Genomic DNA, 25,141 nt, shown 5'->3' with positions numbered 1-25,141 from the left:
TCGGGGAGGAAAAGATATGCGTTTGAAGACATCTCTGTTTGGCATGCTGGCGGCGGCGGGAATGCTGGCTGCGGGAGGGGCGGCGGCGGAATATCCGGAGCGGCCGGTAACGCTCGTCATCGGTTATCCGGCCGGCGGCGGCACCGATATCCAGTCGCGGGCGCTGGTGCCCTATCTCGAAAAATATCTCGGCACACCGGTCGTGGTGGAAAACCGCGAAGGTGCCGGCGGGTTGATCGGCGCGACCTATATCGCCAATGCGAAGCCTGACGGTTACACCATCGGAGCGCTGAATTTCCCATCCATGTATTCGCCGATCGTGCAGGGCAACGCCAGCTACAAGGAGGACGCCTTCACGCCGCTCGCAAACCAGATCGGCGGCGATCTGGCGCTGACCGTCAACAAGGTGTCGCCGATCAAGACCGCCAGGGAATTCGTCGAAGCGGCCAAGGCGAACCCGGTCGTCGTCGGCGTGACCGGCATCGGTCATCCGAGCCAGATCACTGCGCTGCTGTTCGAAGAGGCGGCGGGCGTGAAGCTCAATTTTGTGCCCTTCAATGGCGGTGGGCCGGCACGGCTTGCGATGCTCGGCAACCACGTCACACTCGGGTTCATGAACCTCAACGAGGTATTTGCCGACAATCGCTCGGGCGCGCTGCGTGTGCTTGCGACCTCCGGTGCCGAGCGTTCGCCGCTTTCGCCTGATGTGCCGACCTTCAGGGAAGCCGGCTACAATGTTCAGTTCAGCCTGCTGGCGGGCTTCGGCGCACCGAAGGGCTTGCCGGCGGATGTGGAGGCAAAGTTGGTCGATGCCTTCCAGAAGGCGCTGAAGGATCCGGGTTATCTTGCCGATGCCAAAAAGCGCGAGCTGACGATGCTGCCGCTGACACAGGCCGAATTTGCCGAGGCGCTCAAGAAGGGCAACGCCAATCTGGCCGAGCTCTGGAAAAGCAAGCCCTGGACAAAATAAGCGGCCGGCACCGACCGCTTCTCTCACCCTTAACCAAAATGACGCCTGGGCCAGCCTGCGGCCCGGCTATGACCCACTGTTGAAAGGAATCCGGCCAATGGCCCATGTCATCCGCAATTTCCAGCGCCCTTCCAGAGCCGATATCGAAGCGATCAGCAAATTCAGCCCTGCCACCATTCACGAGGCGCAGGGCAAGCTCGGTGCTCTCGATTATCGCATCAAGCCGATCAAGCCCGGCCTGAAAATCTGCGGCCCGGCAATCACCGCGAAATGCCATATCGGCGATAATCTGATGATTTTCGAAGCTATCAATCTGGCAAAGCCCGGCGATGTGCTGGTCATCGATGGCGGTGACAATCCCAATCAGGGCGGCTTCGGCGATGTGCTGGCTGCCGCTTGCATCGGCAAGGGCATTGTCGGTTTCGTGGTCAGCGCCGCCGTGCGCGATGGCAAGGGGCTGCGTGAGATCGGTTTCCCGGTGTTTTCGCTCGGGCTTTGCATGAAGGGCACCTCCAAGGACACGCTCGGCACCATCAACCATCCGGTCGTGGTCGGCGGTGAACTGATCAGCCCCGGCGATATCGTCTGCGGCGATGATGACGGCGTCGTCGTCGTTCGCGAGAAGGATATCGCAAAGCTCGTCAAGGCTTGCCAGGAACGCGACGACCACGAGAACCACATGATGGAACTGCACCGGCAGGGCAAGATGGATATCGAGGATCGTTACGACATGATGCGCTCGAAGGGATGTGTCTGGGCCGATTGAGCCAGTGATTAAACGTTGGATACGCCGTGTCGGGAGGCATGGCGTATTCCTCGATGAGGAGGGGAGATAATCATGGCCGGACACGGCTCGAAACTGACGGCGAATATTCTGTCGGGGGCCTTCTTTCTGGCGGCCGCCGCCGGGCTTTATTATGGCGCGCGGCCGCTGAGCATGGGCACCAATTTCCAGCCCGGGCCCGGCTATATGCCAACGGTCATCGCAGCCTTGCTGTTCGCGCTGGGTATCGTTCTGCTTTTGCAGGATTTGCTGGGAAAGACACCGTCCGAAGCCTGGGTGGCGCCGAAAACGCGTCCGTTTCTGGCGGTGGCCGGTATTGCCGGTTTTGCGCTGCTGATCGAGCCATTGGGCTTTATCGCCGCTGCCTTCGTGCTGATCGTGCTCGCCTGCATCGCTTATGGTAGGATCCGGCCGGTTGAGGTTCTGCTGCTTTCCGCCGTGCTCATCCTCGCCTGCATCCTCATTTTCGTTGTGGGCCTCGGACAGAGGATACCGTTGCTGCCATGACCGATCTTCTTTCCAATATCGTTCTCGGTTTTGGCGTGGCCGTCACGCCGGTAAACCTTTTTTACTGCCTGCTTGGCGTCACGCTCGGCACGATGATCGGTATCCTGCCGGGCATCGGCCCTTCCGCCACCGTCGCGCTGCTTCTGCCCATCACTTATACGATGCCGGATACGGCGGCGCTGATCATGCTCGCAGGCATTTTTTATGGCGCGCAGTATGGCGGCTCGACCACGGCGATCCTCGTCAATCTGCCGGGTGAATCCTCATCCGTCGTCACCTGCATCGATGGATATGCCATGGCCCGGCAGGGCAGGGCGGGTGTGGCGCTGGCCACGGCGGCGCTCGGGTCGTTTTTCGCCGGCACGGTAGCGACCGTTCTGATCGTCGTTGTCGCAAAGCCGCTTTCGGCCATTGCGCTTGCCTTCGGCCCGGCCGATTATTTCAGTCTGGTGATCTTCGGGCTGCTGTTTGCCGTGTTCCTGTCGAGCGGATCGCCGGTCAAGGCGGTCGGCATGGTCGCCTTCGGCATTGCACTCAGCCTCGTCGGCATCGATCCGACATCGGGCGAGCAGCGTTTCACCTTCGGCATGGCGGAACTGTTCGACGGTATCGATTTCGTCGTTCTTGCCATCGGGCTTCTCGGCGTCAGCGAAATCCTCTTCAACCTGCAGCAGGGCGTGGAGCGCGATGCGGACACGGTAAAAACCGGATCGCTGATGCCGACCCGGCAGGATTTTAAACAGGCCTTTCCGGCCGTGCTGCGCGGCACGGCGCTCGGCTCTTTCCTCGGCGTGCTGCCCGGCGGTGGTGCGATTATGAGTTCGTTCGCGAGCTACGCGCTGGAGCGCAAGATCGCCAAGGATCCATCCCGTTTCGGCAAGGGCGCAATCGAAGGGCTGGCGGGGCCGGAAAGCGCCAACAATGCCGGCGCGCAGACCTCCTTCATCCCGCTTCTGACGCTCGGTATTCCCGCCAACGGCCTGATGGCGCTGATGGTCGGGGCGATGATGATACAGGGCATTACACCGGGACCTGAAGTCATGCAGTCGCGGCCCGATCTCTTCTGGGGGCTTATCGCCAGCATGTGGGTGGGCAATCTTCTGCTCCTGGTGCTGAACCTGCCGCTCATCGGCATCTGGGTTCGCCTTCTCGGCATTCCCTACCGCTTCTTGTGCCCCGCCATTTTGATGTTCTGCGCCATCGGGGCTTACGGGCTTTCCTACAGCGTCGTCGACGTTCTGTTCTGCGCGGTTTTCGGCATTGTCGGCTTCTTCCTGCGCAAGATCGGCTGCGAGCCAGCACCGCTGGTGCTGGGCTTCGTTCTCGGTCCGCTTCTGGAGCAGAACATGCGCCTTGGGCTGCTGATTTCGCAGGGAAGTTTCTCGACATTCGTCACCCATCCGATCAGCGCCACCCTGCTCGCATTGTCCGGCATGGTCGTCATCATGATGGCGATGCCGGCGATCATGCGCCGTCGCGAGGTGGTGTTCCAGGGTGATGACGACTGACGATCAATCGAGCCGGCACGGCCGGCCAAACAAAGGTGAAACAATGCATATTCTGATAATCGGCGCCGCCGGAATGATCGGCCGCAAATTGACGCAACGTCTCGCTTCTGACGGAGAGCTTGGCGGTGCGAATATCACCGAAATGACGCTGACGGATGTTTTCGAGCCGACCGCGCCGAAGGGCTTTGGCGGCAAGCTGACCATCGAGCGCAGCGATCTGTCGAATGCCGGCGTCGCCGAAAAGCTGATTGCCAAGCGACCGGATGTGATCTTCAACCTCGCCGCCGTGGTTTCGGGCGAGGCGGAGGCCGATTTCGAGAAGGGCTATCGCATCAATCTCGATGGCGGACGTTCGCTGTTCGAAGCCATTCGTCTGGAGCATCAGAAGGATGGCTACCGCCCGCGTGTGGTCTTCTGCTCGTCGCTCGCGGTTTTCGGGTCGCCTTTCCCCAAGGTAATTGGCGACGAGTTCCTGCCGGCGCCGTTGACCAGCTATGGCACGCAGAAGGCGATCGTGGAGCTGTTGCTTGCGGATTATAGCCGTCGCGGTTTCTTCGATGGCGTCAGCATCCGCCTGCCCACCATCTGTATCCGCCCCGGCAAGCCGAATGCGGCTGCCTCCGGCTTCTTCTCCAATATTCTGCGCGAACCGCTGGTGGGCCAGGAAGCGGTGTTGCCCGTTGCCGATACCGTGCGCCACTGGTTCGCCAGCCCGCGCTCGGCCGTCGCCTTCCTGCTGCGCGCCGCGAGCGTCGATCTCTCCGGGCTCGGCGTTCGCCGCAATCTCATCATGCCGGGACTTTCGGCGACGGTGGCCGATGAAATCGAGGCCCTGCGCGCCTTTGCCGGGGAAAAGGCCGTGGCGCTTATCAAGCGTGTTCCCGACGAGCGTATCATCCGGATCGTCGACGGCTGGGCCGAGGATTACGATCCGCAACTGGCGCTGTCGCTTGGCTTCAGGGCGGAAACGTCCTTTGCCGAGATCATTCAGGCGCATGTGGAAGATGAGCTGGAGGGGAAAGCAGCATGAGTAATGGAAAGATCGCGCTCGTTACGGGCGGAGGAACAGGAGTTGGCAAGGCGATTGCCGAGGCGCTTCTGGAAGATGGTTACAGCGTCGCGATCACCGGGCGGCGGCGTGAGGTTCTGGATGCCGCCGTTGGCGAATGGCGCGAATATGGAGACCGTATTCTGACCGCCGCGGCCGATATTTCCGTTCCGGCCGATGTCGGACGGCTGTTTGCGGAGGTCACCGGCCGTTTTGGCCGCCTCGACCTTCTGGTCAACAATGCCGGCATGTCGGCGCCGGCTGTCCATATCGAAGATGTGCCGTTCGAAACCTGGAACGCGGTGGTCGGGGCCAATCTCACGGGCGCCTTTCTCTGCACCCAGGCGGCATTTCGCCAGATGAAGGCGCAATCGCCGCAGGGCGGGCGCATCATCAATAATGGCTCGATTTCGGCCACCACGCCGCGGCCGCGTTCGGCGCCCTATACCGCGACCAAACACGCGATCACCGGCCTTACCAAGTCGGCCGCGCTGGATGGCCGGGCATTCAACATCGCCTGCGGGCAGATCGATATCGGCAATGCCAGCACGGAAATGACGCGCGCCATGGCAACCGGTGTGTTGCAGGCGGATGGCAGCACCGCCGTCGAACCGACCATCGATGCCAGCATCGTCGCCGAAGCCGTGGTGCATATGGCCTCGCTGCCGCTCGAGGCGAATGTACTCACCATGACGGTGATGGCGAGCGGCATGCCTTTCGTCGGTCGTGGCTAAGGAGCGCGCATGAAGCCCGATCTTCTGCAAACCTATCCGCTTCAGCCACAGATAGAAGCCGAACTGCAAAAGCGCTTCCGGGTCCATCGCTGGCACGAAATATCCGACAAACAGGCGTTTCTGCAGGCGGAGGCGGCTTCGATAAGGGCTGTCGTCACCGGCGGTCATATCGGCCTTGCCCCTGATCTCGCCGCCTGCCTGCCCGCTCTCGAAATCGTCGCCATTAACGGTGTCGGTTTCGATAAGGTCGACCTCGATCAGGCCCGCGTGCGCGGCTTCAGGGTGACGAACACGCCGGACGTGCTGACCGAGGATGTCGCCGATCTCGCCATTGGCCTTTCCATCATGCTGCTGCGCCAGCTCGTCAGCGCGGATCACCATGTCCGCTCGGGGGAGTGGAAAAAAGCCGAGATGCCGCTTGGCAACAAGGCCTCGCGGCGGCGTTACGGGATTTACGGGCTTGGCCGCATAGGCCGCGCCATCGCGGCGCGGCTGGAAGCCTTCGACGCGGAGATTTCCTATTTCAGCCGGCGGAAACAGGACGTGGCCTATGATTATCATTCAACGGCAGTGTCGCTCGCAAGCGCCTGCAATGTCCTGATCGTCGCGGCGGCGGCGACGCCGGAGACTAGGCACGCGATCAACCGCGAGGTGCTGGCGGCGCTGGGGCCGGATGGCGTGCTTGTCAACGTCGCCAGAGGATCGCTGGTGGATGAAAAGGCGCTGGTCGATATTCTTGTGGCAGGTGGGCTGAAGGGGGCGGCGCTCGATGTTTTCGAGAACGAGCCGCATGTTCCCGAGGCCTTGATCGGCATGCGCAATGTCGTTCTCGCTCCGCATATCGGCGCTGCGACCCATGAGACGCGGCTTCAGATGGGCGCTCTGGTTCTCGCCAATCTGGATGCGCATTTCGCAGGACAGGACCTGCCGACGGCGGTGGTCTAGAATGTACCTGTGGCCGGCACGGGGAACATATGCCCCGCCGGCCGGATTGCCGCATCGCTTAAAGTGGTGCAATCGCCATCCATACAAGTTGCTTATTACTCCAAAAAAAATCGGTCTTAGGCAAGCGATGAAAGCTTCACTAATGTTTGCTCAACGATAGGGGACAAACATGCCATTCTCAGACTACAAGACCGCACTCGTAACCGGCGCATCTTCCGGAATTGGCGCCGCCGTCGTTGAGCGCCTTTGCCGCGAAGGGCTGGAAGTGCATGCGGTTGCCAGAAGCGCGGACGCTCTCAACAAGCTGGCGAAGCGCACGGGCTGCTTTGCCCATGCCATCGATGTGACGGACCGGCCGGCGCTTGCAAAGCTGACGAGCGAAGTTGCGTTCGATGTCCTCGTGAACAATGCCGGCGTCGACCGCCCGAAGAAGTTTCTGGAAGCGGATGAGAGCGATATCGATCTCCTGATCGACGTCAACCTGCGCGCCGTGCTGCATCTGTGCCGCATGGTGGTGCCGGGCATGGTGGCGCGCGATCGCGGCCATGTCATCAACATCTCCTCCATTGCCGGCAATTATAATTTCGGCGGCAATTCCACCTATCATGCCAGCAAGGCCGGCGTGGCGATGCTGTCCAACCAGCTGCGCATCGATGCTTTCGGTAAACGCGTGCGGGTGACGGAAATCTGCCCCGGCCGCGTCGCGACCGATATTTTCAACCATGTGCATGGCGATGATCCGAGCATTCGCGAACGTTTCATCGATGGTTTCGAATTGCCGCAGGCATCCGATATCGCCGATGCGATTGCGTTTGCCATCGCCGCACCCGTGGCCATGAATATCGGCCACATGGAAATTACCCCGACGCTTCAGGTCATGGGCGGGCTGCAGACGGCCAAGCCCCAAACGGTTGAAAATCGGCCGGCTGAAAAGGTCGCGGCGGGCGGAGCCGGAGGAAAAGTCGCGTGAGCGGTTTTGACCTCGGCGCAATTTTGAACAATGCGGACTACGTCTCGATGCTTTTGCATGGCATCCAGATGACGTTCATCATCTATGCCGGCTCGTGGCTGCTCGCCATGTCGCTCGCCATCGTGCTTCTCGCCATCCGCCTCTCGCCCTTCCGCTTCGGCGATCCGCTGGTGGCGGCCTATGTGTCCTATCACCGCAATGTGCCGACGCTCGTGCAGCTGATGCTCTGGTATTTCGGCGTCTTCACGCTGCTGCCGAGCGGGCTGGCCAGCTGGCTTTCCAGCCATAATGCGGAAGCGATCTTCGCCATTATCGGCCTCGGTCTCTGTCAGGCCGCCTATTTCAGCGAGGATCTGCGTTCGGGCGTTCGCTCCATCAATCCCGGCCAGATGGAGGCCGCACGTGCACTCGGGCATAGCTATGTCTCGGCCATGCGGTTCGTCATCATGCCGCAGGGCGTTCGCAACGCGCTGCCGCCGCTTATCAACCACAGTACCTCGCTTTTCAAGAACAGCAGTCTCGGCGTTCTGATCGGCGCACCGGAACTCACCCATGCGGTTAAGGAAGTCGAAAATCTGAGTTTCCGGACGTTTGAGGTCTATCTGGTCGCCACCGTGCTTTATCTGTTCTTCTCGCTGCTGATCATGGGTCTCGGAGCCTATATCTCCATGCGTGCCGATCCTCTGCGGAGGGCGCGGGCATGATCCACGACATGATCGCAATCATCCAGGATTACTGGCTGCTGCTCCTGATCGGCCAATATCCCAACGGTCCGCTCGGCGGCCTTGCCAACACGCTCATCCTGTCGGCGCTTAGCATTGCGCTTGCCTTCCCCGTCAGCATCCTGATGGCGCTGGCGCGGCTGTCGAAATGGCGGGCACTGCGCTGGCCGGTGACCGCGGTGGTTTATTTCACCCGTGGCGTGCCGCTGCTGATGCTCATTCTCTGGAGCTATTTTCTCGTTCCGCTCTGGACCGGGGCAGACGTGCCGAGCTTCGTGACGATGCTGGCCACGCTCGTCATCTATCAGGGCGCTTTCATGAGCGAAGTCGTCCGTGCCGGCATCGTATCGCTGGGCACGGGGCAGATGGATGCGGCACGGGCGCTCGGCCACGGTTATTTCGGCGCGATGCGCTATGTCATCCTGCCGCAGGCGCTCTACAACATGATCCCGAGCCTGATCTCGACCTTCGTATCCACCATCAAGGATACGACGCTCGGTTACGTCATCAATGTGCCGGACCTGACCTTTGCGGCGAACCAGGTGAACAATCAGCTTCTGACCCAGCCCTTCCAGGTCTTCCTCATTCTGGCGCTGGTCTATTACATCATCTGCTGGTCGCTCACCCATGTCGCCAACCTTCTCGAGCGGCGCATCGCCCGCCGCCGGGCCGGCCCGCGCGGCAAGCTTGCCGCAGACACGGCACCGGCCCCCGCCAATATCGCTACGGAGCAGCTATGACCGCGCCAGTTTCCGCCACTCAGGACGCCTACACCATCACGCTTTCGCAGGTCTGCAAAAGCTATGGCGATTATCAGGTGCTCAAGGATGTCAACGAAAACGTCACCCGTGGCGAGGTCGTGGTCATCTGCGGGCCGTCGGGCTCCGGCAAGTCCACCCTCATCCGCACGATCAACCGTCTGGAAGAGATCAGCAGCGGTGCGATCATGCTGGACGGAAGGAACATCCATGCCCAGATGCGCGCAAAGGAGCTGAATGCACTGCGCAGCCGGGTGGGCTTCGTCTTCCAGAGCTTCAACCTCTTCCCGCATCTGTCGGTGGTGGAGAATGTCTCCATGTCGCCGGTCCGGGTGAAGGGCGTTTCTCCGGCCGTCGCCCATGACAAGGCGCTGAAGCTTCTCGACCGCGTCGGCTTGGCCGACAAAGCCAGTTCCTATCCCGCCCAGCTTTCCGGCGGTCAGCAGCAGCGCGTCGCCATCGCGCGGGCGCTCGCCATGGAGCCGCCGGTCATGCTGTTCGACGAGCCGACCTCAGCGCTCGATCCGGAAATGGTTGGCGAAGTGCTCGCCGTCATGAAGAGCCTCGCCGCCGAAGGCATGACAATGCTCTGCGTCACCCATGAAATGGGTTTTGCCCGTGAAGTGGCCGATCGCATCTGGTTCATCGATGCAGGGCGCATTCTCGAAACGGCAAAACCGGACGAGTTTTTCAAAAATCCGCAACATCCGCGTGCCCAGCGGTTTCTTGCCGATTTGAGACACTAGACCCAACCTCTATAATAACAGGGAGAACTGAAATGAACTGGAAGTGCATTACTCTTACCGCCATATTGGCAACCTCGGCTGCGGTTCTGCCGGCCAAGGCCGACCAGCTCGACACGATCATGGCGAACAAGACGCTGCGTTGCGCGACATTCGCCGATGTGCCGCCTTTCGCCTCACCGGACCCGAAGACGCGCGAAATGGCAGGCTTCGACGTCGATCTGTGCGGCGCTATCGCCAAGGAACTCGGCGTCAAGGCCGAGATCAAGCCAGTGTCGGTCGAAGCGCGCGTTCCCGAAGTCAAGCTCGGCCGCGTCGACCTCTCGGTCGCCAACCTCGCTTACACCCAGAGCCGCGCCGAACAGATCCAGTTCAGCGACCCATATTACTTGGCGAAGGAAATGCTGATCGTTCCGGTCGATGACCCCGGCACCAAGAAGTCCGATTTCGTCGGCCAGCGGATCGCATCCAGCAAGGGCTCGACATCGGAACTCTCCGTCAAGCTCAACAAGTCCGAGCCGCTGACGTTCCAGGATACGGCATCCGCCTATCTCGCCGTGCAGCAGGGCAAGGCGCGCGGCATCGTCGGCAACACCATGACGATGACGAAGTTCGTCAACGAATCCAAGACCAAGGGCAAGCAGATGCGCATGATCGAAGAGCCGATGCTCTTCCAGCCCATCGGCATCGGCATGGCCAAGGACAACCCGGCGCTGACTGCGAAGATCAACGAAATCCTGCGCAAGCTCGATGCGGATGGCGAAATCAACCGCATCTGGGACAAGTGGCTTGGCCCGAACACCGAATACAAGATGACGCGGACCGACAAGGTCGTGCCTCTGTCCGAACTGAAGTTCGACCCGATCCCCTGAGCGTCGGCTCAGCCTCGGCCAATTTCCAACTCTTCAACACTATCGGTCGGCGAGACGCTCTCGCCGACAGCTTCAACGTGGGAGGTTTTCATGATCCACATTAAAGATATCGCGCAGCGTCCGGCCAAGGCGGATGTCGACGCCCTTGCCAAATTCTCTCCCGCCACGATCCATGAGGCGCAGGGACGCCGCGGTGCATTGTCCTCGCGGCTGAAGCCGGTCGATTATCGCATGAAGCTCTGCGGCCCGGCCTTCACGGTAAAATGCGCGCCGCGCGACAACATCATGCTGCAGCTTGCCATCAACTATGCCAAGCCGGGTGACATCATCGTCGTTTCCGCCGGCGAATATGAAGAAGCCGGCTCCTTCGGTGACGTGCTCGCCAATGCCTGCCTCGCAAAAGGCATCGGTGGTCTGGTGACGGATACCGGCGTGCGCGACACGCTGCAGCTGCGGGACCTCGGCTTTCCGGTCTTCTCGCTCAGCGTCTGCATCAAGGGTACGGTCAAGGAGACCATTGCGGCGGTCAACGATCAGGTGATCGTCGGCGGCGAGATCATCAATCCGGGCGATATCATCGTCGGCGACGCCGATGGCCTTGTGGTCGTCAGGCGCGAGGAGGCACACGAAGCGGCCAAGCTTTCGCAGGCCCGCGAAGATGCCGAGGCGGGCTACATCGAAGCCTACAAGCGGGGCAAGTCGGTGATCGAGGTCAGCAAGCTCGAGCCGGTTCTGAAAGCCAAGGGCCTCGTGGTCGATATCTGAGACAAGTCTGGACAATGGGCAACGGCGGCGACTGCCGCCGTGTGAGCCTTACGGGAGGAGAGACTATGAAAGCGGTTGTCATCCACGCGGCGAAGGATCTGCGGATCGAGGAACGGGAGACCGAGCAGCCCGGTCCGGGGCAGGTCGAGGTCGCCATCGAAGCGGGTGGCATCTGCGGCTCCGACCTGCATTATTACAATCATGGCGGCTTCGGCACCGTGCGCGTGCGGGAGCCGATGATCCTCGGCCATGAGGTCGCCGGCACCATCAAGGCTTTGGGAGAGGGTGTCTCCGGTCTCGCCGTTGGCGACCGTGTTGCCGTATCGCCGAGCCGGCCCTGCAACCATTGCGATTTCTGCCTGAAGGGTCAGCAGAACCAGTGCCTGAACATGCGCTTTTATGGCTCCGCCATGCCCATGCCGCATATTCAGGGCGCGTTTCGTCAGCGTCTCGTCGCCGAGGCGTATCAGTGCCACAAGGTGCGGGATGGCGTCTCCATTCATGAAGCGGCCATGGCCGAACCTTTCGCGGTAACGCTGCATGGGGTCAACCGCGCCGGTGCCTTAACCGACAAACGCGTTCTGGTCACCGGCTGCGGGCCGATCGGTGCGTTGGCGATCATTGCCGCGCGCGCCCATGGCGCCCGGGAAATCGTCGCGACTGATGTCATGGATGCGGTTCTGCAAAAGGCGCTCGCCATCGGCGCCGACCGTGTCATCAATGTCGCCGATGACCCGGATGCGCTCTCCGCCTATTCGGCAAACAAGGGTTATTTCGATGTGCAATTCGAGGCGTCCGGCAATGAGAGAGCCGTCCGTTCTGGTCTTGAAGCGCTGAAACCGCGTTCCACGGTGGTTCAGCTCGGTCTTGGCGGCGATGTGTCCATTCCGCAGAATATGGTGGTCGCCAAGGAAATCGAGATGAAGGGCACCTTCCGGTTCCATGAGGAGTTCGGGCTTGCCGTCGATTTCATCAACCAGCGCCGTGTCGACCTCAAGCCCCTTTTGACCGGAACCTTCCCGTTGGAGGAGGCAGTTGCAGCATTCGAAGCCGCCGGCGACCGAAGCAGGTCGATGAAGGTTCAACTCGCCTTTTAACGGGTGCCGGTACCTGATTTCGAAACGGCCGCAGGACGATTCCGATTGCGGCCGTTTGTGCGCGGTTGAAAGATCATTCGGGCCGTGACCGGACAAAGCGCTGTTCCAGAACCTCGCTTCCCCACTGGCTGCCCGGATGTTCCTCGACGCATGCGAAACCATGGGCTTGGTAAAGGTGCCGTGCGGCCAGGAGGCCGTTGAATGTCCACAGATGGGTTTCGGCAAAGCCTTTTTCATCGACGAAGGCCAGTGCGGTTTCCAGCAGCCTGCGTCCGACACCGCCACCGCGCACGCCGTCATCAACGATGAACCAGCGCAGATGCGCAATATCCGCTCCAAGATCTTCGCCATCGATAGCGACGGAGCCAATGATCTCCTGTCCGCGCATTGCGACCCAGATCGCATTCTTCGGGCTTTCGAGCCGGTTGCAAAAAGCGGCAAGGCCTTCGGCCACGACGGATTCGAAGCGTTGGCCGAAGCCGGATGTCCGGGCGTAATAGAGCGCATGCATCTGCGTGATCCGGGCAATGATGCCCGGCCTGTATCCCTCCAGGATCTCCATGGAGGGAGCAACGGTATCGGTCCTATCCCCCAGCGCGTCGGCGTAAAGACGAAGTCCCTGGAGGATCGTGTCGGCATCCGCCCATGTAAGCTGCGTCAGGGCGCCGGAGACCTGCCGGTTCGCGAAGCCATGAATGGCGCTCACCTGTTCTTGTCCCTGACCCGTAAGACGCAGCCGCTTGATGCGGCTGTCTCCTTCATCCGTTTCTTCGCGAACATCGCCCGACAGGACGAGCTTGCGCAGCATGCGGCTGACACTCGATTTTTCAAGCCGCAGAAGTTTTCCCAAATCCCGCGCCGTGATGTCGGGGCGCGCCTCAATCTCGATCAGGGCATGCACGGCGGAGGGCGGCAGATCGGTGCCGGCAAAGTCTCCCCCCATGAAGCCGAGTTCGCGGACGAGCCGGCGGGAGGTGGAACGGATGTCGTTTATGGGGAATGGCTGTTGGGGCACGTTCAATCCATTATGGTTGCATCATGCAACCATAATCATATTCCGCCTGACTTGCCAAGATTGCTCCTGACGTAAAAGGCTGGCTTTCTCAGCAAAAGCGGGCAATCTGCTCTTCCGGTCGCCGACAATGGCGGCTAAACCGATATTATCGGCAAGATGGATATTCGCTGAGATCGCGCGGCGGGACCTTACCTGCGCGGTTTGCGGCAGTTGATTATCCGGCTATGGAGCAGGCATGCCCGACACGCCTCGATTTTTCCGTTACGCAGTTTTAGCGGCCATGTTTCCGGTGGCCGTCCTCGGCCTGGTGGCAACCCCGAATGAATATCGCGCCATCGGCGTCGAGGCCGTCGATTGCGATGGCCCCATATCCGTTCTGATTGCCGCGGTGCCGGCGCTTGCGGCCTACGCAATTATCGGCTGGATGTTTCTCTCCGGAGCCAAACGCCATCGCTCGCTGATTTCAGCCTGTTTTTGCGGACTTGTTTGCCTGGCGCTCGTGTGGAATATCGGCATGGCGCTTCAGGAACAGCGACGAAACGCGACTGAAACGGCATGCGGTTTCAGTAGTCGGTTGTGATCGCGCTCCGCCCCAGTTCTCCTCTAACGTCCTGCCTGTTCAACGGAACCGAAGGTTCCGGCGTGTGAGTTGATCGACGGAGGTGCAGCCCATCAGCTTCATGCCGCGCTCTATTTCGATACGCATCAGCTCAAGTGCCCGTTCGACGCCCGGTTGCCCGGCAGCAGCCAGGGGGAAAAGATAATAGCGGCCGAGCCCCACCGCTTTTGCGCCGAGAGACAGTGCTTTCAGAACATGGGTGCCGCGCTGTACGCCGCCATCCATCATCACGTCGATCCGGTCGCCGACCGCATCGACGATCTCGGCCAGCTGATCGAAGGCGCTGCGGGAGCCATCGAGTTGGCGGCCGCCGTGATTGGAAAGCACAATGCCGCTGCAGCCGATCTCCACGGCGCGTCTGGCGTCGTCCACCGACATGATGCCTTTAAGGCAGAACGGCCCGCCCCATTCGCGCACCATCTGTGCCACGTCGTCCCAGTTCATCGAAGGGTCGAGCATGTCGGTGAAATAGCGGCTGATGGAAAGAGCGCCGCCGTCCATTTTAATGTGGTCGTCGAGCTGCGGCAGGCTGAAGCGCTCATGCGTCAGGTAATTGATGCCCCAGGCCGGCTTGATGGCGAATTGCGCGATGCCGGAAAGATTGAGCTTGAACGGAATGGCAAAACCGGTGCGCTTGTCGCGCTCGCGGTTGCCGCCGGTAATACTGTCCACCGTCAGCATCATCGTCTCGACGCCGGCGCTCTTGGCGCGCGCCATCATATCGCGGTTGAGGCCGCGGTCCTTATGGAAATAGAACTGATAGACCTGCGGGCCGCCGCTGATCCGGCGCGCTTCTTCAAGGCTCGTGGTGCCGAGCGAGGAGACGCCGAACATCGTGCCGTATTTCCCCGCCGCTGCCGCAACCGCCCGTTCCCCCTGATGGTGGAAGAGGCGTTGCAGCGCCGTCGGCGAACAATAGACCGGCATGGAAAGCTTCTGCCCCATGACGGTGACCGACATATCCACATCCGCTACGCCCCGCAGCACATCGGGAACGAGATCGCATTTTTCAAAGGCGGCCGTGTTTCGCCGATACGTCACCTCGTCATCGGCGGCGCCGTCTATATAATTGAAGATCGGTCCGGGCAGACGCTGTTTGGCCATGCGGCGAAAATCGTGGAAATTATAGCAGTCTTTGAGTTGCATCTTTTACTCGACCGGTCCGGTTTGAAAGCTTTCAAAAGAGTGTCGGAAACCTATACCGGAGATTTAGAGCGGGCAATCAGGCCACGGACGATTTCCGCAGGCTCGAAGCGATGGATGCCGCGAGGTTGAAACGGCAGGAGATGTTCCGCATCGAGAAGCTTCGCTGAAAGCCAGAGAACCGACATCCACATTTCCGTGCCCTGCAGCCCGGCCGGATGTCCCTCGGCGAAGGCAAATCCCCTGTTTCTTTGCCAGCGTCCCTCATTTTGGCGCAGAATTTCGCGGGCGATTTCCTTCGCCTCGTCCTGCCGGTGATCCGTCTGTTTCAGGCACAGAAGAAGCGGATGGATCGTATCGAGCAGGTTGCAGGCATTAAAACCCTCGCCATGGAAACCGCCATAGGCACGATAATTGGCGATAACGGAGTCAATTGCTGCTTCCGGATGGGGAAGGGGCAGGCCGAACTGTGCGTAAGAGCCGCGGGTAAGCCGGTAAAAGCCGTTGACCGGTTGCAGCAGGCCCTGTGCGGCAGTCGGCTCACCCCAAAGCCCGGTGGTTTTATCCACATTCATCGCCAGCCAGCCGAAGAGAACGGTGAGGTTGTCGCCGGATGTGAAATAGCGCCTGTTGAAATAAAGCGCGGTGGCAATGGCGTCTATGGTGGCGCCGCAATGCCATGCACGGCTTTGCCACGGCAACTCTTCCAGCAGGAGGATGAGTTCGTCGGCGCGCAGACGCTCCACAAAAGCGATCGGCTGTTTTGGCGCAGCACCGAAACATTCAAGCGCATATCCGACAGCCAGAATATTATAGAGGACGGCAGGGTCCTTCTCGAGAGGCGTCGAGGGGCGGTGGTGACGGTTAAGAAACAGCCCCGTTTCCTGATCCTGCAGGGCCTGAAGAGTGGCCACGGTTTTTCCGGCATCGAAAGCGATCTTTTCCTGTCCGAAGGCTGCCGCGATCTCGATGGCATCGCACAGATGCCTGAGGCTTTCGACCTCACGTCCGGATGCATCGGCGGAACGATAGATGCCATCCTCGCCATAGGAGCGGATGGCTGCAAGCCAGTCGTCGGCAATCTCCTTACCGAGTTCTTGCAGCAGGCCATCGGGCTCCATCAGCTTCGGCGCGGCCGCTTTTTCTCCGCGATATCGCAGAACCCGGGCGGGAACGCCACCCGCAATGGCCATGGCGGGAATGTCCTTCGCCACCACCGCGCCTGCGGCAATAATTGCGCCGCGCCCTATCTTCACGCCATCCAGCACAACCGCATTGGCGCCGATCCAGACGTCGTCACCGATCTCTATCCCGAGTGAGGTCAGCGGTTGGCGATAGATCGGAGTTTCAATGTCGTCGAAGCCATGGTTGAAGCCGACGATGCTGACATGTGAGGCGATGCGCACAGCATTGCCGATTGTGACCTTACCGGAAAGACAGGCATAGGGGTTGATCGAGACATTTTCGCCGAGTTCGATATCGCCGCGCACGATTGCGTAGCCGGCGATCCACGACTGCGCACCCATCAACAGCCTGTCCGTATGCACCTCCGCCCTGGCGGCAATGTAGACGCCCTGCCCGAAAACGGCGTTTGCAGAGCGCTCGAGGCCACGCAGCCGCGCCTGATGGTCGGGGCTGTCGATATCCTCCTGCTTCCGCTCCCAGGTCAGGATGTTCAGCCGATCCGGTCTCTGGGGAACACCCGGTGTGTCGTCTGTCATCTCCGTCAGCCTGCGCGGTTTTCATCGAGAGCATGGGCGGGAATGCGCCGCCCCGCTCGCTTGAATATCTCTTCCAACCTCGGGAGATCGGGACTTTCGGGGAGGGCAGCCAATGCGGCCTCTGCCTCTTTGCCGGCCGGCAGTGCCAGGGCCGCCGTCACCAGCAGCGTTTCGCCGGAGGCGATGGTGCCGCGTAATTGCGGAACAAGGGTTCTGGCGTGAATGAGGTTGGTATTGGCGATTGCCTGATGGCACACGCCTTCGCGCCTTATATCTCTCGAAAGATCGACGATGATGCTGGTGTCAGTCTGTCCGTAACAGACGGCGCGACCTTCACTCGCCTCGGTGCGGTCGCGGTTGAAATCGGCGCGTTCTATGGCAAATCCGCCTTCTGATGTTTGCAGCGGGCGCGGTGTGCGGATGCGGTGCAGCCTTATGTGCCAGGGGTTTTGCGGCACGAGCCAGGTCTCGATCTCGACATCCGCCCATGGCCGCCAGCGGGAATAGAGGCAGTCTTTGGCGATCAACGCCTCTTCCATCGTCTCGCGGGTGCGGAAGTGCACGCCGTCGTCGGAAAGGCCGAGCATGCCGTCGAAACTCGCAGCGGCGAAATGCCGGTCATCCGCCTCGACATTGAAGGCATAACGGGTGGAATAGACGAATTTCGAATATTTTTCCTGCGCGCCGCGCATTCTGTCGTGCTGCTGCCCGGAGGATAGGACCACGATATTGCCCGGCGTATGAAAGGCCACCATGCCGGGCTCCGCCAAGGGAACCGGTTGGGTAAAGTCCTGCGGTTCGGCTTCTTCAGCGGCCCAGAACGGGTGATCGGCGGGCAGCGCCAGCGGCAGGAAAAATTTGAGCGCCCAATAGGGCGAGCAGGGAGAATTGTAGCTCTCGCTCATCAGAAGGTTTGGATAGGCGTATCCGACCGACAGGACGCCGTCGCGGTCCGCGATAGGCCGCTTCGACCACCAGCGGATATGGCGCATGTAATAGCCCTTGATCTCCGGCCACGGCAACGCTTCCAGACCGGAAAAGGCAAGAGCGCCCCAGAAACCGCCCGCCGCAAAACGGTAGGTCTGGCTGCGCCCGAAGGCGAGCGAGGTCCCGTCGGGCCCGAACCAGTGGCGTATGTCACGCGCGAAAATGCGGGAGCGTTCGAGCAAGCGTGTCTTTCGCGTGTCGTCGCCTTTCGCCAGCACCGTATAGATCAGGCCGTAAAAATGCATTGCGAAGGGAATATAATGGTCGACCCGGCGCACCGGCCCGTCGCGATACCAGCCATTGCCGATATCGAAAGCCTCGAGTTCATCGAGATAGGTTTGGGTCTTGGTCCGGTCGAATTCCAAGCCGACCCGCTCCAGCCCGAGATCGATCAGAACGCGGAAGAATTTCCAGTTATTGTCGACGAATTCCCGCTCGCGGGCGGACAGAAGATAGGCGGCGACAGCCTGCCTGTCCGTTTCGGCAAGCGGCTCCCAGATATGTTCGGGAACCATGGCAAGCGCAAATCCTATCGCCGCCAGTTCGACCAGCCGCTGGTGCCGATCAGCCGTATCGCCCCAATATTCGGGATGGGCGGGGTTGGCGCCGTTGGCCAGTCCACGCCTGTAGAGATCCCAATGGGGAAAATCATAACCGCCGGCGGCGAGCGGAACGATGCCCCATAATGGCCGGGCAAAACCCTCCAGCTCCGCCGCAGGAAAATCGAAAATCGCCCCCGTTGCTCCAAGCCGGACGCGCGAGCCGCCCGGTGAAAAACAGGCAAGCAGCGGGTTGAAGAGATCGATCACCGCCTTTGCGAGATCGTCCCTGCCGAGAAGCGGATTGTGAAAGAGCGGATTGGCTGTGGCGGTCTCGTGAGGCACGGTGACGGATGTCCGGAATTCATGATCAAAGGAAAGGGCCGCAGGCTCATCGCCCGCGGCCCTGTGGCAATTATTTGATGGCCTTGACGCCGTCATTCATGTCCTTGATGCCGTCATCAATGGAGATATTGTCGGTCATCAGCGCGTCATGCACGCGGTTAAGAACGACTTCGATCTTCGCCGCATTCGGGTTGACCGCCATTTCCAGATAGGCCTTGCCGGCCTGCAGCGCGTCCTTGCTGTTCTGGTCCTGCGGGAAGCCCGGCAGCGCTGCGATCTTCTCGGCCACATCATCGGTTCTGAGTGCAGGGAAAGTGCCGGTAGAGGCGATGATCGCCGCACCTTCAGGTCCGGTAACGAAGTGGATGAAGTCAAGCGCCGCTTCCTTGTGGCCGGAATTGGCATTGACCGACAATCCGGCAATCTGCGCGGCCGTCGCGCCTGCCGCCACACCATCCGGATGGGGGAACTTCACGATGCCCCAATTGACGCTTTTCGACTCGCCGGATTTCACCTTGGCGATCTGAGTGCCGACAAACCATGTGCCCATGGGCAGCATGCCGATCGTTCCGTTGAAAAACAGAGCGGAATAATGGGTGTTCGATGTTTTCAGCGAGGCATAGGACGGTATCGCGCCGCTCTTCTGCAGGGCAAGCGCACGCTCATACCAGGGTTTCAGGAATTCATAATTACCGTCCACAAGCGTGTGCTTGCCATCCTGAATACCGGGGAGCTGCACCGTCGAACGCCAGGTGTGCAGCAGCGCGCCATAGGTGCGGTTTGCGCCCATGCCGCCCTTCAGCTTGCCGGCGATCTCATCGAACTGCGCCCAGCTCATGTCATTGGTGGGGTAAGGCACGCCCGCCTTGTCGAAAATATCCTTGTTGTAATAGACCACCCAGAAATCCGAGCGGAACGGCAGGGCGTAAATCTTGCCGTCAATGGTCAGCTCCTCGATCAGGCCGCCATAGGGGGCCGTCTCGATCTTCTGGTCCTTGATGAAGCCGCTGAGATCGGTGATGTTGCCGGCGCGCACCAGATTGGCGTAGCCGGGCACATCCTTGATGGTGACGACATCGATATCCTTGGAGCCGCCGGTGAGCTGCGTGGATATCATCTGCGTATAATCCTGTGAGCCGAGGTCGACCACCTCGAACGTCACATTCGGATGCTTCTGCTTGTAGGCCTCCATCAAGGGCCTGAAATATGCGCCCTTGTCCAGATCCCACAGCGCCCATTTCAGCGTAACGGGCGCATCGCCCGCAGCGAACGCCGGTCCTCCCATGCTCATGGCAATGCCGAGACCGGCGGTTGCGAGAGCGAATGCACGTCTGGTTGTCTTAAACTCCATAGCCCGTTTCTCCTTCCCTGACTGATGTCGTTTTGATTCTGGTCTGCTTTAAGTGCCGCTCCCCGTCGGTTCGAGCATCCGCGCGCGTGTTTTTGCGGCGGCGTTTCTCGCTGCGAAACAGAGGGCGAACATGCCGAGCGAAAAATTGATGGTGGCCGGCATGAACACCGACACCGGATAAAAGAGGATATGCGCGAGCCAGAGCGCTGCGACGAAGCCGAGCGCCGCAAGCATTGGCAGTGGCCTGGTGAGCGCCAGAAACGCCGCCTGCCGCAGGGTTTCCCCAAGCGGCGGGTCCCGCTTGGCCAGAACAACACTGGCATAGGCGCTGAGGAGGATGAGAAACAGCGTGACCGCCAGGCTGATCGCAAAAGGCAGGCTATAGACGAGCTGAAGCCGGGCGGCACTGGCATAGCTGACGGTCGCATAAGCACCGGCGCTCACCAGCAGCGCGCTTAAAACCACAAGCGCGGTGCCGCGCAGGGCGAATTTCCGCAAGGCCTCGAGAAAGTCGCGCAGCAGATAGGTATTCTCGTCATTTGCGAAGGAAACAGAGATGCGGGCCATGGCCAGCATCGCCGCCGGCATCGTCACCACCGGCAGGCTGGCGATGATGAAGAGGAGGTTGAGCTTCACCATCTCCCACCATTCGCGCTTGATGATATCGAGGAAAAGGGCAAGGCCGGTCAGCGGCGGGGCGTTCTTGTCGATCCCGGCCCCTTCCTTCGTCCATAACCCTTCCAGCCATTGCATCGCGTTTCTCCCCATCGCCTCAATAAAGGATCGATCGCTCGGTGGCGGGATCGAAAAGCTGCGCATTCGTCAGATCGGCCACCAGTTCGACGGGATCGCCGATCTTCGCCCTGAAACGCGGCGAGACGCGTGCGACGAGGTTTCTGCCGCCGGAGACAAGGTTGAGATGCACTTCCGATCCCATCGGCTCCGCCAGTTCCACCGTCGCCCGGAAGGGTGCGACATTGGCGGCATCGATATCCGCCGGGGCGAATTCGTGGAAGTTTTCCGGCCGGATGCCGAGAACGATGTCCTTTCCTTCGTGGGGGAGCAGGCGTGCGGTATCGATGCCTGCCGGCAGAGGCAGCGGATTGCCGTCGAACAGGGCGGTGAAGCGGTCGCCGTCGCGGCGCAGCGTGACTGGCAGCATGTTCATCTGCGGCGCGCCGATGAAACCCGCAACGAACATGTTGATCGGCCGGTCGTAAAGGTTTTGCGGCGTATCCACCTGCTGGATATGTCCGTCCTTCATCACCACGATGCGGTCCGCCATGGTCATGGCTTCCACCTGATCGTGGGTAACGTAAATGAAGGTGGCGTCCAGCCGCTTGTGGAGCTTGGAGATTTCCGAACGCATGGTGCCGCGCAGCTTGGCGTCGAGATTGGAAAGTGGCTCATCGAGCAGGAAGACTTCCGGATTGCGCACCATGGCCCGGCCGAGCGCGACACGCTGGCGCTGGCCGCCGGAGAGCGCTTTCGGCTTGCGGTTCAAGAGATGGGTGATGTCGAGAATTTTCGCCGCATCCTTGACCTTGGTGTCGATGAGATCGCGCGGCGCCTTTCTGAGTTCCAGACCGAAGGCCATGTTCTTGTAGACCGTCATATGCGGGTAAAGCGCATAGTTCTGGAACACCATGGCGATGTCGCGATCCTTCGAGGGGACATCGTTCATCACGTCCTCGCCGATGCGCAACTCGCCGCCGGAGATTTCCTCCAGCCCGGCGATCATCCTGAGCGTCGTGGATTTGCCGCATCCGGAAGGGCCGACCAGAATGATGAATTCCTTGTCGGCAATATCCAGATCGATATCGTGAACGACCTTGAGCGCGCCGAAGGTCTTGTTGAGTTTTTTCAGGGAAATGCTAGCCATCTGTTCCTCGCGCTCACCAATAGGAAGACCAGTTGCGCGAAAGCCGGATCAGCGCTTCCAGATAATAATAATCGCCCCAGGAGACGCACTCATCGACGCCTTCGCCCCGGCAGGTATTATGTGGCGTCTTCTTGGAATAGGTGCCGTGCAGAAGCTGCCCGTTGGAGATCGCGGGATCGCGCACCGAATAGATATCGGCGAGGCTTTTCACCATGCGCCTTGCCAGATCGCGATATTCCGCCGCCTTCTCCGGCGTCTCCAGTTCCGCCATTTCCAGGAGGCCGCAGGCGACGATGGCCGCTGCCGAGCTGTCGCGCGGTTCGCCATCGCCATCCGCAAAAATCAGATCCCAATAGGGTACGAGATCGTCGGGCAGGCGTTTGAGATAGAAGGCGAGAAGCCGCTCGAAGGTGTCGCGATAGGCGGGCAGGCGCTCATATCGATAGGAAATGGCCATGCCAGCAATGCCCCAGGCCTGTCCGCGGGCCCAGTAGCTCTCATCGCTGTAACCCTGTTTTGTGACGCCGCGCACCGGCGCGCCGGTCTCCGGGTCCATGTAAAATGTATGATAGGTGGAATCGTCCGGCCGGACGGAGTGGGCAAGCGTGGTGCGGGCATGGGCAAGCGCCACGGTGCGGTAGTCTTCCCGGCCGGTTTCGCGGCTTGCCCAATAAAGCAGCGGCAGGTTCAAAAGGCAGTCGATGATGTAGCGATATTCGTTGGAATTGTCCCTGCGGCCCCAGGCCTGGATGAATTGCCCGACCGGCTGGAACCGCTCCATCAACTGGTCTGCCGCCATCAGCGCCGCGCGTCTTCCATCCTCATCGCCCACCAGTTTCCATGCGGCGATGCAGGAGGGCGAGTAGAGAAAGCCCATATCGTGATGATCGGTCTCGATGCGGTTTTCGATACGGTGCAGGAAACTCTGCACCTGAATCTGCGCCGCATGCTGAAAGGTCCTGTCGCCGGTATGTTCGAAGGCGAGCCATATCTGGCCCGGCCAAAAACCGGCGGTCCATTGATCGTTGGCGACTGCCGGGTAAAAATTCTTCACGCTCGAATGGTTCTGCGCCGCATAGGTAAATTGCGGCAGGTTGCGCCTGACCTGCGCGACGGCCACGGCCAGCGCCGCATCGATTTCGGCGGCGGTGATCGGGGTTGGGAGGGACGTGGTCAAATCGAGCATGAAATCAACCCTTGAGGCCGGTGGAGGCGACGCCTTCGACGAAGAAGCGCTGCAATGCGAGGAAAACGACGAGAACCGGGACAAGCGCCACGACCGAGGCGGCCATGATCAATCCGTATTCCGCCGAATATTGCGAAATGAACATGCGCAGGCCGATCTGGATGGTCTTCAGCTCGGTCTTGGTGAGATAGATCATCGGACCCATGAAGTCGTTCCAGGTCGTGACGAAGGTGAAAATCGTCAAGGTGGAAAGCGCCGGTTTGGAAAGCGGCAGCATGATCTTCGCCCAGATCTGGTATTCGTTCATGCCGTCGATGCGCGCCGCCTCGCAAAGCTCGTTCGGGATCGACATATAAAACTGCCGCATCAGGAAAACGCCGAAGGCGGTAAAGGCCTGCAGGAAAATCAGGGCGAGATGGGTGTTGTTGAGCCCGAATTCGCGCATCAACAGAAACTGCGGCACCATATAGACCTGCCAGGGCATGGCGATTGTGGCGATATAGCCGAGAAACAGCGTGTTCTTGTAGGGAAAATGCAGCTTGGCGAAGGCGTAGGCCGCAAAGCTTGAGGTCAGCAATTGCAGCAGTGTGACGATGATCGTCAGCTTCGACGTGTTGTAGATGAAGAGCGCCAGCGGGATTTTCGTCCAGATTTCCACATAGTTTTCCCAGCGCGGCTGCGAGGGTATCCACTCGATCGGAAACGCGAAGACATCGCGGCTGAGCTTCAGCGACGCCGACAGCATCCATGCGAAGGGCAGAAGCATGACGATGGTGACGACGATCACCGTCAGATAGATGCCAACCGTGGCGGCGGGGATTTTGCGGCCCATGATGCGCATGGATCAATCCTCCCGCTGCCGTTTGAACTGGACGATGGTAACCAGCAGGACGAGGAAGAACAGGACGAGGGCGATCATGCTGGAATAGCCGAGATCCCAGGAGATGAAGGCCTCATTGTAGATGTGATAGACGAGAACCAGCGTTGAGGTGCCGGGACCGCCCTGTGTGATCATGTAGACCTGATCGAAAACCTTGAAGGACTGGATCGTCAGCATGACGGTCACGAAAAAGGTCGTCGGCGCAAGCTGTGGCAGGGTGACGTGGATGAATTTCTGCCAGGCATTGGCGCCATCCAGCCCCGCGGCTTCATAAAGCTCCGAATTGATGCCCTGTAGTCCGGCGAGATAGATGACCATGTAATAACCCATGCTCTTCCACACGCCGAAGAGAATGACCGTGACCATGGCCCAGTGCCGGTCCGCCGCCCATCCCGGCATGTCGGCGGGATCGAGGCCGAGCGTATAGAGCAGCATGTTGACCGGACCCATCTCCGGATTGAAAATCATGTTCCAGACGACGGCCACGGCGACCAGCGATGCGACATAGGGAAAGAACATGGCCGTGCGAAAGAAGTTGCGGCCGAGGATTTTCTGGTTGAGCAGGATCGCAAGGCCGAGTGCGCAGGCGAGCGTGGCCGGCACCGACGCGACGGTGTAGATGACCGTGTTCCAGAAGGCCGCGATGAAGGCCCTGTCCTCGAAAAGCCGCCAGAAATTATCGAGACCGGCAAAACGCATGGCATTGGAGCCGTCCCAATGCATGAAGGCCAGCGCAAAGGCAAAGAGGATCGGTCCGAGCGTGAAAATCGCAAAGCCGAGAAAATTGGGCGCAATGAAGGAATAGGCGACGAGCGCATTTTCTATTCTGCGCCGCCGTTTAGAGACGATGCGGAGTTTTTTCCTGCGATACGGAGTCGCCTGCTTGTCGGACATGGTCGCGGTTGCGATTGCCACAGCATATCTCCCATTGCCGCCGTTTCACTGTTTCATCGGTGCCGGCTGCCTGCATTTTCCATTGCGGTCCGGGTCTTCGCCCTGCCGCCTCCCGCGCTCTGGATAACACAATATCTATATTGGTCAAACAACTTT

At 60.2% G+C, this 25,141-nt stretch carries 25 protein-coding genes; 15 read left to right on the top strand and 10 right to left on the bottom strand.

The window, feature by feature from the left end:
- The first annotated feature begins 16 nt into the window (after nt 1–16).
- From AGR7B_RS18610 to AGR7B_RS18545, 14 genes are all read left to right on the top strand, one after another.
- Nucleotides 17–970 (top strand): tripartite tricarboxylate transporter substrate binding protein, encoded by a 954-nt coding sequence (locus AGR7B_RS18610; RefSeq protein ID WP_080857552.1) that lies wholly within the window; start codon nt 17–19, stop codon nt 968–970.
- 97 nt (nt 971–1,067) lie between these two features.
- Nucleotides 1,068–1,736 carry a 4-carboxy-4-hydroxy-2-oxoadipate aldolase/oxaloacetate decarboxylase gene (locus AGR7B_RS18605; protein ID WP_003505971.1) on the top strand — a complete coding sequence of 223 codons (669 nt, stop codon included), beginning with the start codon at nt 1,068–1,070 and terminating at the stop codon, nt 1,734–1,736.
- A gap of 72 nt (nt 1,737–1,808) precedes the next feature.
- Nucleotides 1,809–2,261: a tripartite tricarboxylate transporter TctB family protein gene (locus AGR7B_RS18600; protein ID WP_080857551.1), complete on the top strand. Its 453-nt coding sequence runs from the start codon at nt 1,809–1,811 to the stop codon at nt 2,259–2,261.
- Nucleotides 2,258–3,769: a tripartite tricarboxylate transporter permease gene (locus tag AGR7B_RS18595; RefSeq protein WP_080857550.1), complete on the top strand. Its 1,512-nt coding sequence runs from the start codon at nt 2,258–2,260 to the stop codon at nt 3,767–3,769. Before AGR7B_RS18600 ends, AGR7B_RS18595 begins: the two co-directional genes overlap by 4 nt.
- A 43-nt stretch (nt 3,770–3,812) precedes the next feature.
- Nucleotides 3,813–4,799 carry a D-erythronate dehydrogenase gene (denD, locus tag AGR7B_RS18590; protein WP_080857549.1) on the top strand — a complete coding sequence of 329 codons (987 nt, stop codon included), beginning with the start codon at nt 3,813–3,815 and terminating at the stop codon, nt 4,797–4,799.
- On the top strand, nt 4,796–5,551 hold the full coding sequence (locus tag AGR7B_RS18585) for an SDR family oxidoreductase (RefSeq protein WP_080857548.1): 756 nt from the start codon (nt 4,796–4,798) through the stop codon (nt 5,549–5,551). The genes denD and AGR7B_RS18585 overlap by 4 nt, the downstream gene beginning before the upstream one ends.
- A gap of 9 nt (nt 5,552–5,560) precedes the next feature.
- Nucleotides 5,561–6,496 carry a 2-hydroxyacid dehydrogenase gene (locus tag AGR7B_RS18580; protein ID WP_080857547.1) on the top strand — a complete coding sequence of 312 codons (936 nt, stop codon included), beginning with the start codon at nt 5,561–5,563 and terminating at the stop codon, nt 6,494–6,496.
- A 169-nt stretch (nt 6,497–6,665) separates the two neighbouring features.
- Nucleotides 6,666–7,466 carry an SDR family oxidoreductase gene (locus tag AGR7B_RS18575; protein ID WP_059757916.1) on the top strand — a complete coding sequence of 267 codons (801 nt, stop codon included), beginning with the start codon at nt 6,666–6,668 and terminating at the stop codon, nt 7,464–7,466.
- A complete protein-coding gene (locus AGR7B_RS18570; protein ID WP_003519671.1) occupies nt 7,463–8,170 on the top strand; it encodes an amino acid ABC transporter permease in 708 nt (235 codons plus the stop codon). The genes AGR7B_RS18575 and AGR7B_RS18570 overlap by 4 nt, the downstream gene beginning before the upstream one ends.
- On the top strand, nt 8,167–8,928 hold the full coding sequence (locus AGR7B_RS18565) for an amino acid ABC transporter permease (RefSeq protein WP_065656615.1): 762 nt from the start codon (nt 8,167–8,169) through the stop codon (nt 8,926–8,928). Before AGR7B_RS18570 ends, AGR7B_RS18565 begins: the two co-directional genes overlap by 4 nt.
- Entirely contained in the window at nt 8,925–9,692 is a 768-nt protein-coding gene (locus tag AGR7B_RS18560; protein ID WP_080857546.1) for an amino acid ABC transporter ATP-binding protein, read from the top strand. Before AGR7B_RS18565 ends, AGR7B_RS18560 begins: the two co-directional genes overlap by 4 nt.
- 32 nt (nt 9,693–9,724) lie before the next feature.
- A complete protein-coding gene (locus AGR7B_RS18555) occupies nt 9,725–10,561 on the top strand; it encodes an ABC transporter substrate-binding protein (RefSeq protein ID WP_065656613.1) in 837 nt (278 codons plus the stop codon).
- A gap of 90 nt (nt 10,562–10,651) precedes the next feature.
- Nucleotides 10,652–11,326 carry a 4-carboxy-4-hydroxy-2-oxoadipate aldolase/oxaloacetate decarboxylase gene (locus tag AGR7B_RS18550; RefSeq protein ID WP_080857545.1) on the top strand — a complete coding sequence of 225 codons (675 nt, stop codon included), beginning with the start codon at nt 10,652–10,654 and terminating at the stop codon, nt 11,324–11,326.
- A 65-nt stretch (nt 11,327–11,391) separates the two neighbouring features.
- Nucleotides 11,392–12,423, top strand: coding sequence for an L-idonate 5-dehydrogenase (locus AGR7B_RS18545; RefSeq protein ID WP_080857544.1), 1,032 nt, complete (start codon nt 11,392–11,394; stop codon nt 12,421–12,423).
- Between the two features lie 73 nt (nt 12,424–12,496).
- Here the strand turns inward: AGR7B_RS18545 and AGR7B_RS18540 are convergent, their stop codons facing one another.
- Nucleotides 12,497–13,438 (bottom strand): bifunctional helix-turn-helix transcriptional regulator/GNAT family N-acetyltransferase, encoded by a 942-nt coding sequence (locus AGR7B_RS18540; protein ID WP_078052229.1) that lies wholly within the window; start codon nt 13,436–13,438, stop codon nt 12,497–12,499.
- A 235-nt stretch (nt 13,439–13,673) separates the two neighbouring features.
- Here AGR7B_RS18540 and AGR7B_RS18535 point away from each other — a divergent pair, with 235 nt between their 5' ends.
- Nucleotides 13,674–14,018, top strand: coding sequence for a hypothetical protein (locus AGR7B_RS18535; protein WP_003519655.1), 345 nt, complete (start codon nt 13,674–13,676; stop codon nt 14,016–14,018).
- 39 nt (nt 14,019–14,057) lie between these two features.
- Here AGR7B_RS18535 and AGR7B_RS18530 read toward each other — a convergent pair whose 3' ends face one another.
- From AGR7B_RS18530 to AGR7B_RS18490, 9 genes are all read right to left on the bottom strand, one after another.
- On the bottom strand, nt 14,058–15,203 hold the full coding sequence (locus AGR7B_RS18530) for an alpha-hydroxy acid oxidase (RefSeq protein WP_003519654.1): 1,146 nt from the start codon (nt 15,201–15,203) through the stop codon (nt 14,058–14,060).
- A gap of 50 nt (nt 15,204–15,253) precedes the next feature.
- Nucleotides 15,254–16,921, bottom strand: a complete 1,668-nt coding sequence (locus tag AGR7B_RS18525) for an acyltransferase (RefSeq protein ID WP_080857543.1) — start codon at nt 16,919–16,921, stop codon at nt 15,254–15,256.
- A 5-nt stretch (nt 16,922–16,926) separates the two neighbouring features.
- On the bottom strand, nt 16,927–18,792 hold the full coding sequence (locus tag AGR7B_RS18520) for a DUF2264 domain-containing protein (RefSeq protein ID WP_080858165.1): 1,866 nt from the start codon (nt 18,790–18,792) through the stop codon (nt 16,927–16,929).
- Nucleotides 18,793–18,862: 70 nt separating this feature from the next.
- Nucleotides 18,863–20,143 carry an ABC transporter substrate-binding protein gene (locus AGR7B_RS18515; protein WP_080857542.1) on the bottom strand — a complete coding sequence of 427 codons (1,281 nt, stop codon included), beginning with the start codon at nt 20,141–20,143 and terminating at the stop codon, nt 18,863–18,865.
- Between the two features lie 48 nt (nt 20,144–20,191).
- Nucleotides 20,192–20,896: a DUF624 domain-containing protein gene (locus tag AGR7B_RS18510; protein WP_080857541.1), complete on the bottom strand. Its 705-nt coding sequence runs from the start codon at nt 20,894–20,896 to the stop codon at nt 20,192–20,194.
- 19 nt (nt 20,897–20,915) lie between these two features.
- Nucleotides 20,916–22,025, bottom strand: a complete 1,110-nt coding sequence (locus AGR7B_RS18505; RefSeq protein ID WP_003519648.1) for an ABC transporter ATP-binding protein — start codon at nt 22,023–22,025, stop codon at nt 20,916–20,918.
- Nucleotides 22,026–22,038: 13 nt separating this feature from the next.
- Nucleotides 22,039–23,211, bottom strand: a complete 1,173-nt coding sequence (locus AGR7B_RS18500) for a glycoside hydrolase family 88 protein (RefSeq protein ID WP_080857540.1) — start codon at nt 23,209–23,211, stop codon at nt 22,039–22,041.
- A gap of 4 nt (nt 23,212–23,215) precedes the next feature.
- Nucleotides 23,216–24,052, bottom strand: a complete 837-nt coding sequence (locus AGR7B_RS18495; RefSeq protein ID WP_078052136.1) for a carbohydrate ABC transporter permease — start codon at nt 24,050–24,052, stop codon at nt 23,216–23,218.
- A gap of 3 nt (nt 24,053–24,055) precedes the next feature.
- Nucleotides 24,056–24,985 (bottom strand): carbohydrate ABC transporter permease, encoded by a 930-nt coding sequence (locus AGR7B_RS18490; protein WP_425292531.1) that lies wholly within the window; start codon nt 24,983–24,985, stop codon nt 24,056–24,058.
- Nucleotides 24,986–25,141: the final 156 nt, after the last annotated feature.

Source organism: Agrobacterium deltaense RV3, assembly GCF_900013505.1.
Classification (GTDB): Bacteria; Pseudomonadota; Alphaproteobacteria; order Rhizobiales; family Rhizobiaceae; genus Agrobacterium; species Agrobacterium leguminum.
This window is presented reverse-complemented; position numbering and strand designations above follow the sequence as displayed.

Excerpts from the sequence above, each read along its gene's own strand:
- AGR7B_RS18545 (WP_080857544.1), top strand. The coding sequence starts at position 11,392 with ATGAAAGCGGTTGTCATCCACGCGGCGAAGGATCTGCGGATCGAGGAA.
- AGR7B_RS18535 (WP_003519655.1), top strand. The coding sequence starts at position 13,674 with ATGCCCGACACGCCTCGATTTTTCCGTTACGCAGTTTTAGCGGCCATG.
- AGR7B_RS18505 (WP_003519648.1), bottom strand. The coding sequence starts at position 22,025 with ATGGCTAGCATTTCCCTGAAAAAACTCAACAAGACCTTCGGCGCGCTC.
- AGR7B_RS18530 (WP_003519654.1), bottom strand. The coding sequence starts at position 15,203 with ATGCAACTCAAAGACTGCTATAATTTCCACGATTTTCGCCGCATGGCC.
- AGR7B_RS18580 (WP_080857547.1), top strand. The coding sequence starts at position 5,561 with ATGAAGCCCGATCTTCTGCAAACCTATCCGCTTCAGCCACAGATAGAA.
- denD (WP_080857549.1), top strand. The coding sequence starts at position 3,813 with ATGCATATTCTGATAATCGGCGCCGCCGGAATGATCGGCCGCAAATTG.
- AGR7B_RS18585 (WP_080857548.1), top strand. The coding sequence starts at position 4,796 with ATGAGTAATGGAAAGATCGCGCTCGTTACGGGCGGAGGAACAGGAGTT.
- AGR7B_RS18560 (WP_080857546.1), top strand. The coding sequence starts at position 8,925 with ATGACCGCGCCAGTTTCCGCCACTCAGGACGCCTACACCATCACGCTT.
- AGR7B_RS18565 (WP_065656615.1), top strand. The coding sequence starts at position 8,167 with ATGATCCACGACATGATCGCAATCATCCAGGATTACTGGCTGCTGCTC.
- AGR7B_RS18550 (WP_080857545.1), top strand. The coding sequence starts at position 10,652 with ATGATCCACATTAAAGATATCGCGCAGCGTCCGGCCAAGGCGGATGTC.
- AGR7B_RS18525 (WP_080857543.1), bottom strand. The coding sequence starts at position 16,921 with ATGACAGACGACACACCGGGTGTTCCCCAGAGACCGGATCGGCTGAAC.
- AGR7B_RS18510 (WP_080857541.1), bottom strand. The coding sequence starts at position 20,896 with ATGCAATGGCTGGAAGGGTTATGGACGAAGGAAGGGGCCGGGATCGAC.
- AGR7B_RS18600 (WP_080857551.1), top strand. The coding sequence starts at position 1,809 with ATGGCCGGACACGGCTCGAAACTGACGGCGAATATTCTGTCGGGGGCC.
- AGR7B_RS18515 (WP_080857542.1), bottom strand. The coding sequence starts at position 20,143 with ATGGAGTTTAAGACAACCAGACGTGCATTCGCTCTCGCAACCGCCGGT.
- AGR7B_RS18490 (WP_425292531.1), bottom strand. The coding sequence starts at position 24,985 with ATGTCCGACAAGCAGGCGACTCCGTATCGCAGGAAAAAACTCCGCATC.
- AGR7B_RS18610 (WP_080857552.1), top strand. The coding sequence starts at position 17 with ATGCGTTTGAAGACATCTCTGTTTGGCATGCTGGCGGCGGCGGGAATG.
- AGR7B_RS18575 (WP_059757916.1), top strand. The coding sequence starts at position 6,666 with ATGCCATTCTCAGACTACAAGACCGCACTCGTAACCGGCGCATCTTCC.
- AGR7B_RS18495 (WP_078052136.1), bottom strand. The coding sequence starts at position 24,052 with ATGCGCATCATGGGCCGCAAAATCCCCGCCGCCACGGTTGGCATCTAT.
- AGR7B_RS18500 (WP_080857540.1), bottom strand. The coding sequence starts at position 23,211 with ATGCTCGATTTGACCACGTCCCTCCCAACCCCGATCACCGCCGCCGAA.
- AGR7B_RS18595 (WP_080857550.1), top strand. The coding sequence starts at position 2,258 with ATGACCGATCTTCTTTCCAATATCGTTCTCGGTTTTGGCGTGGCCGTC.
- AGR7B_RS18605 (WP_003505971.1), top strand. The coding sequence starts at position 1,068 with ATGGCCCATGTCATCCGCAATTTCCAGCGCCCTTCCAGAGCCGATATC.
- AGR7B_RS18555 (WP_065656613.1), top strand. The coding sequence starts at position 9,725 with ATGAACTGGAAGTGCATTACTCTTACCGCCATATTGGCAACCTCGGCT.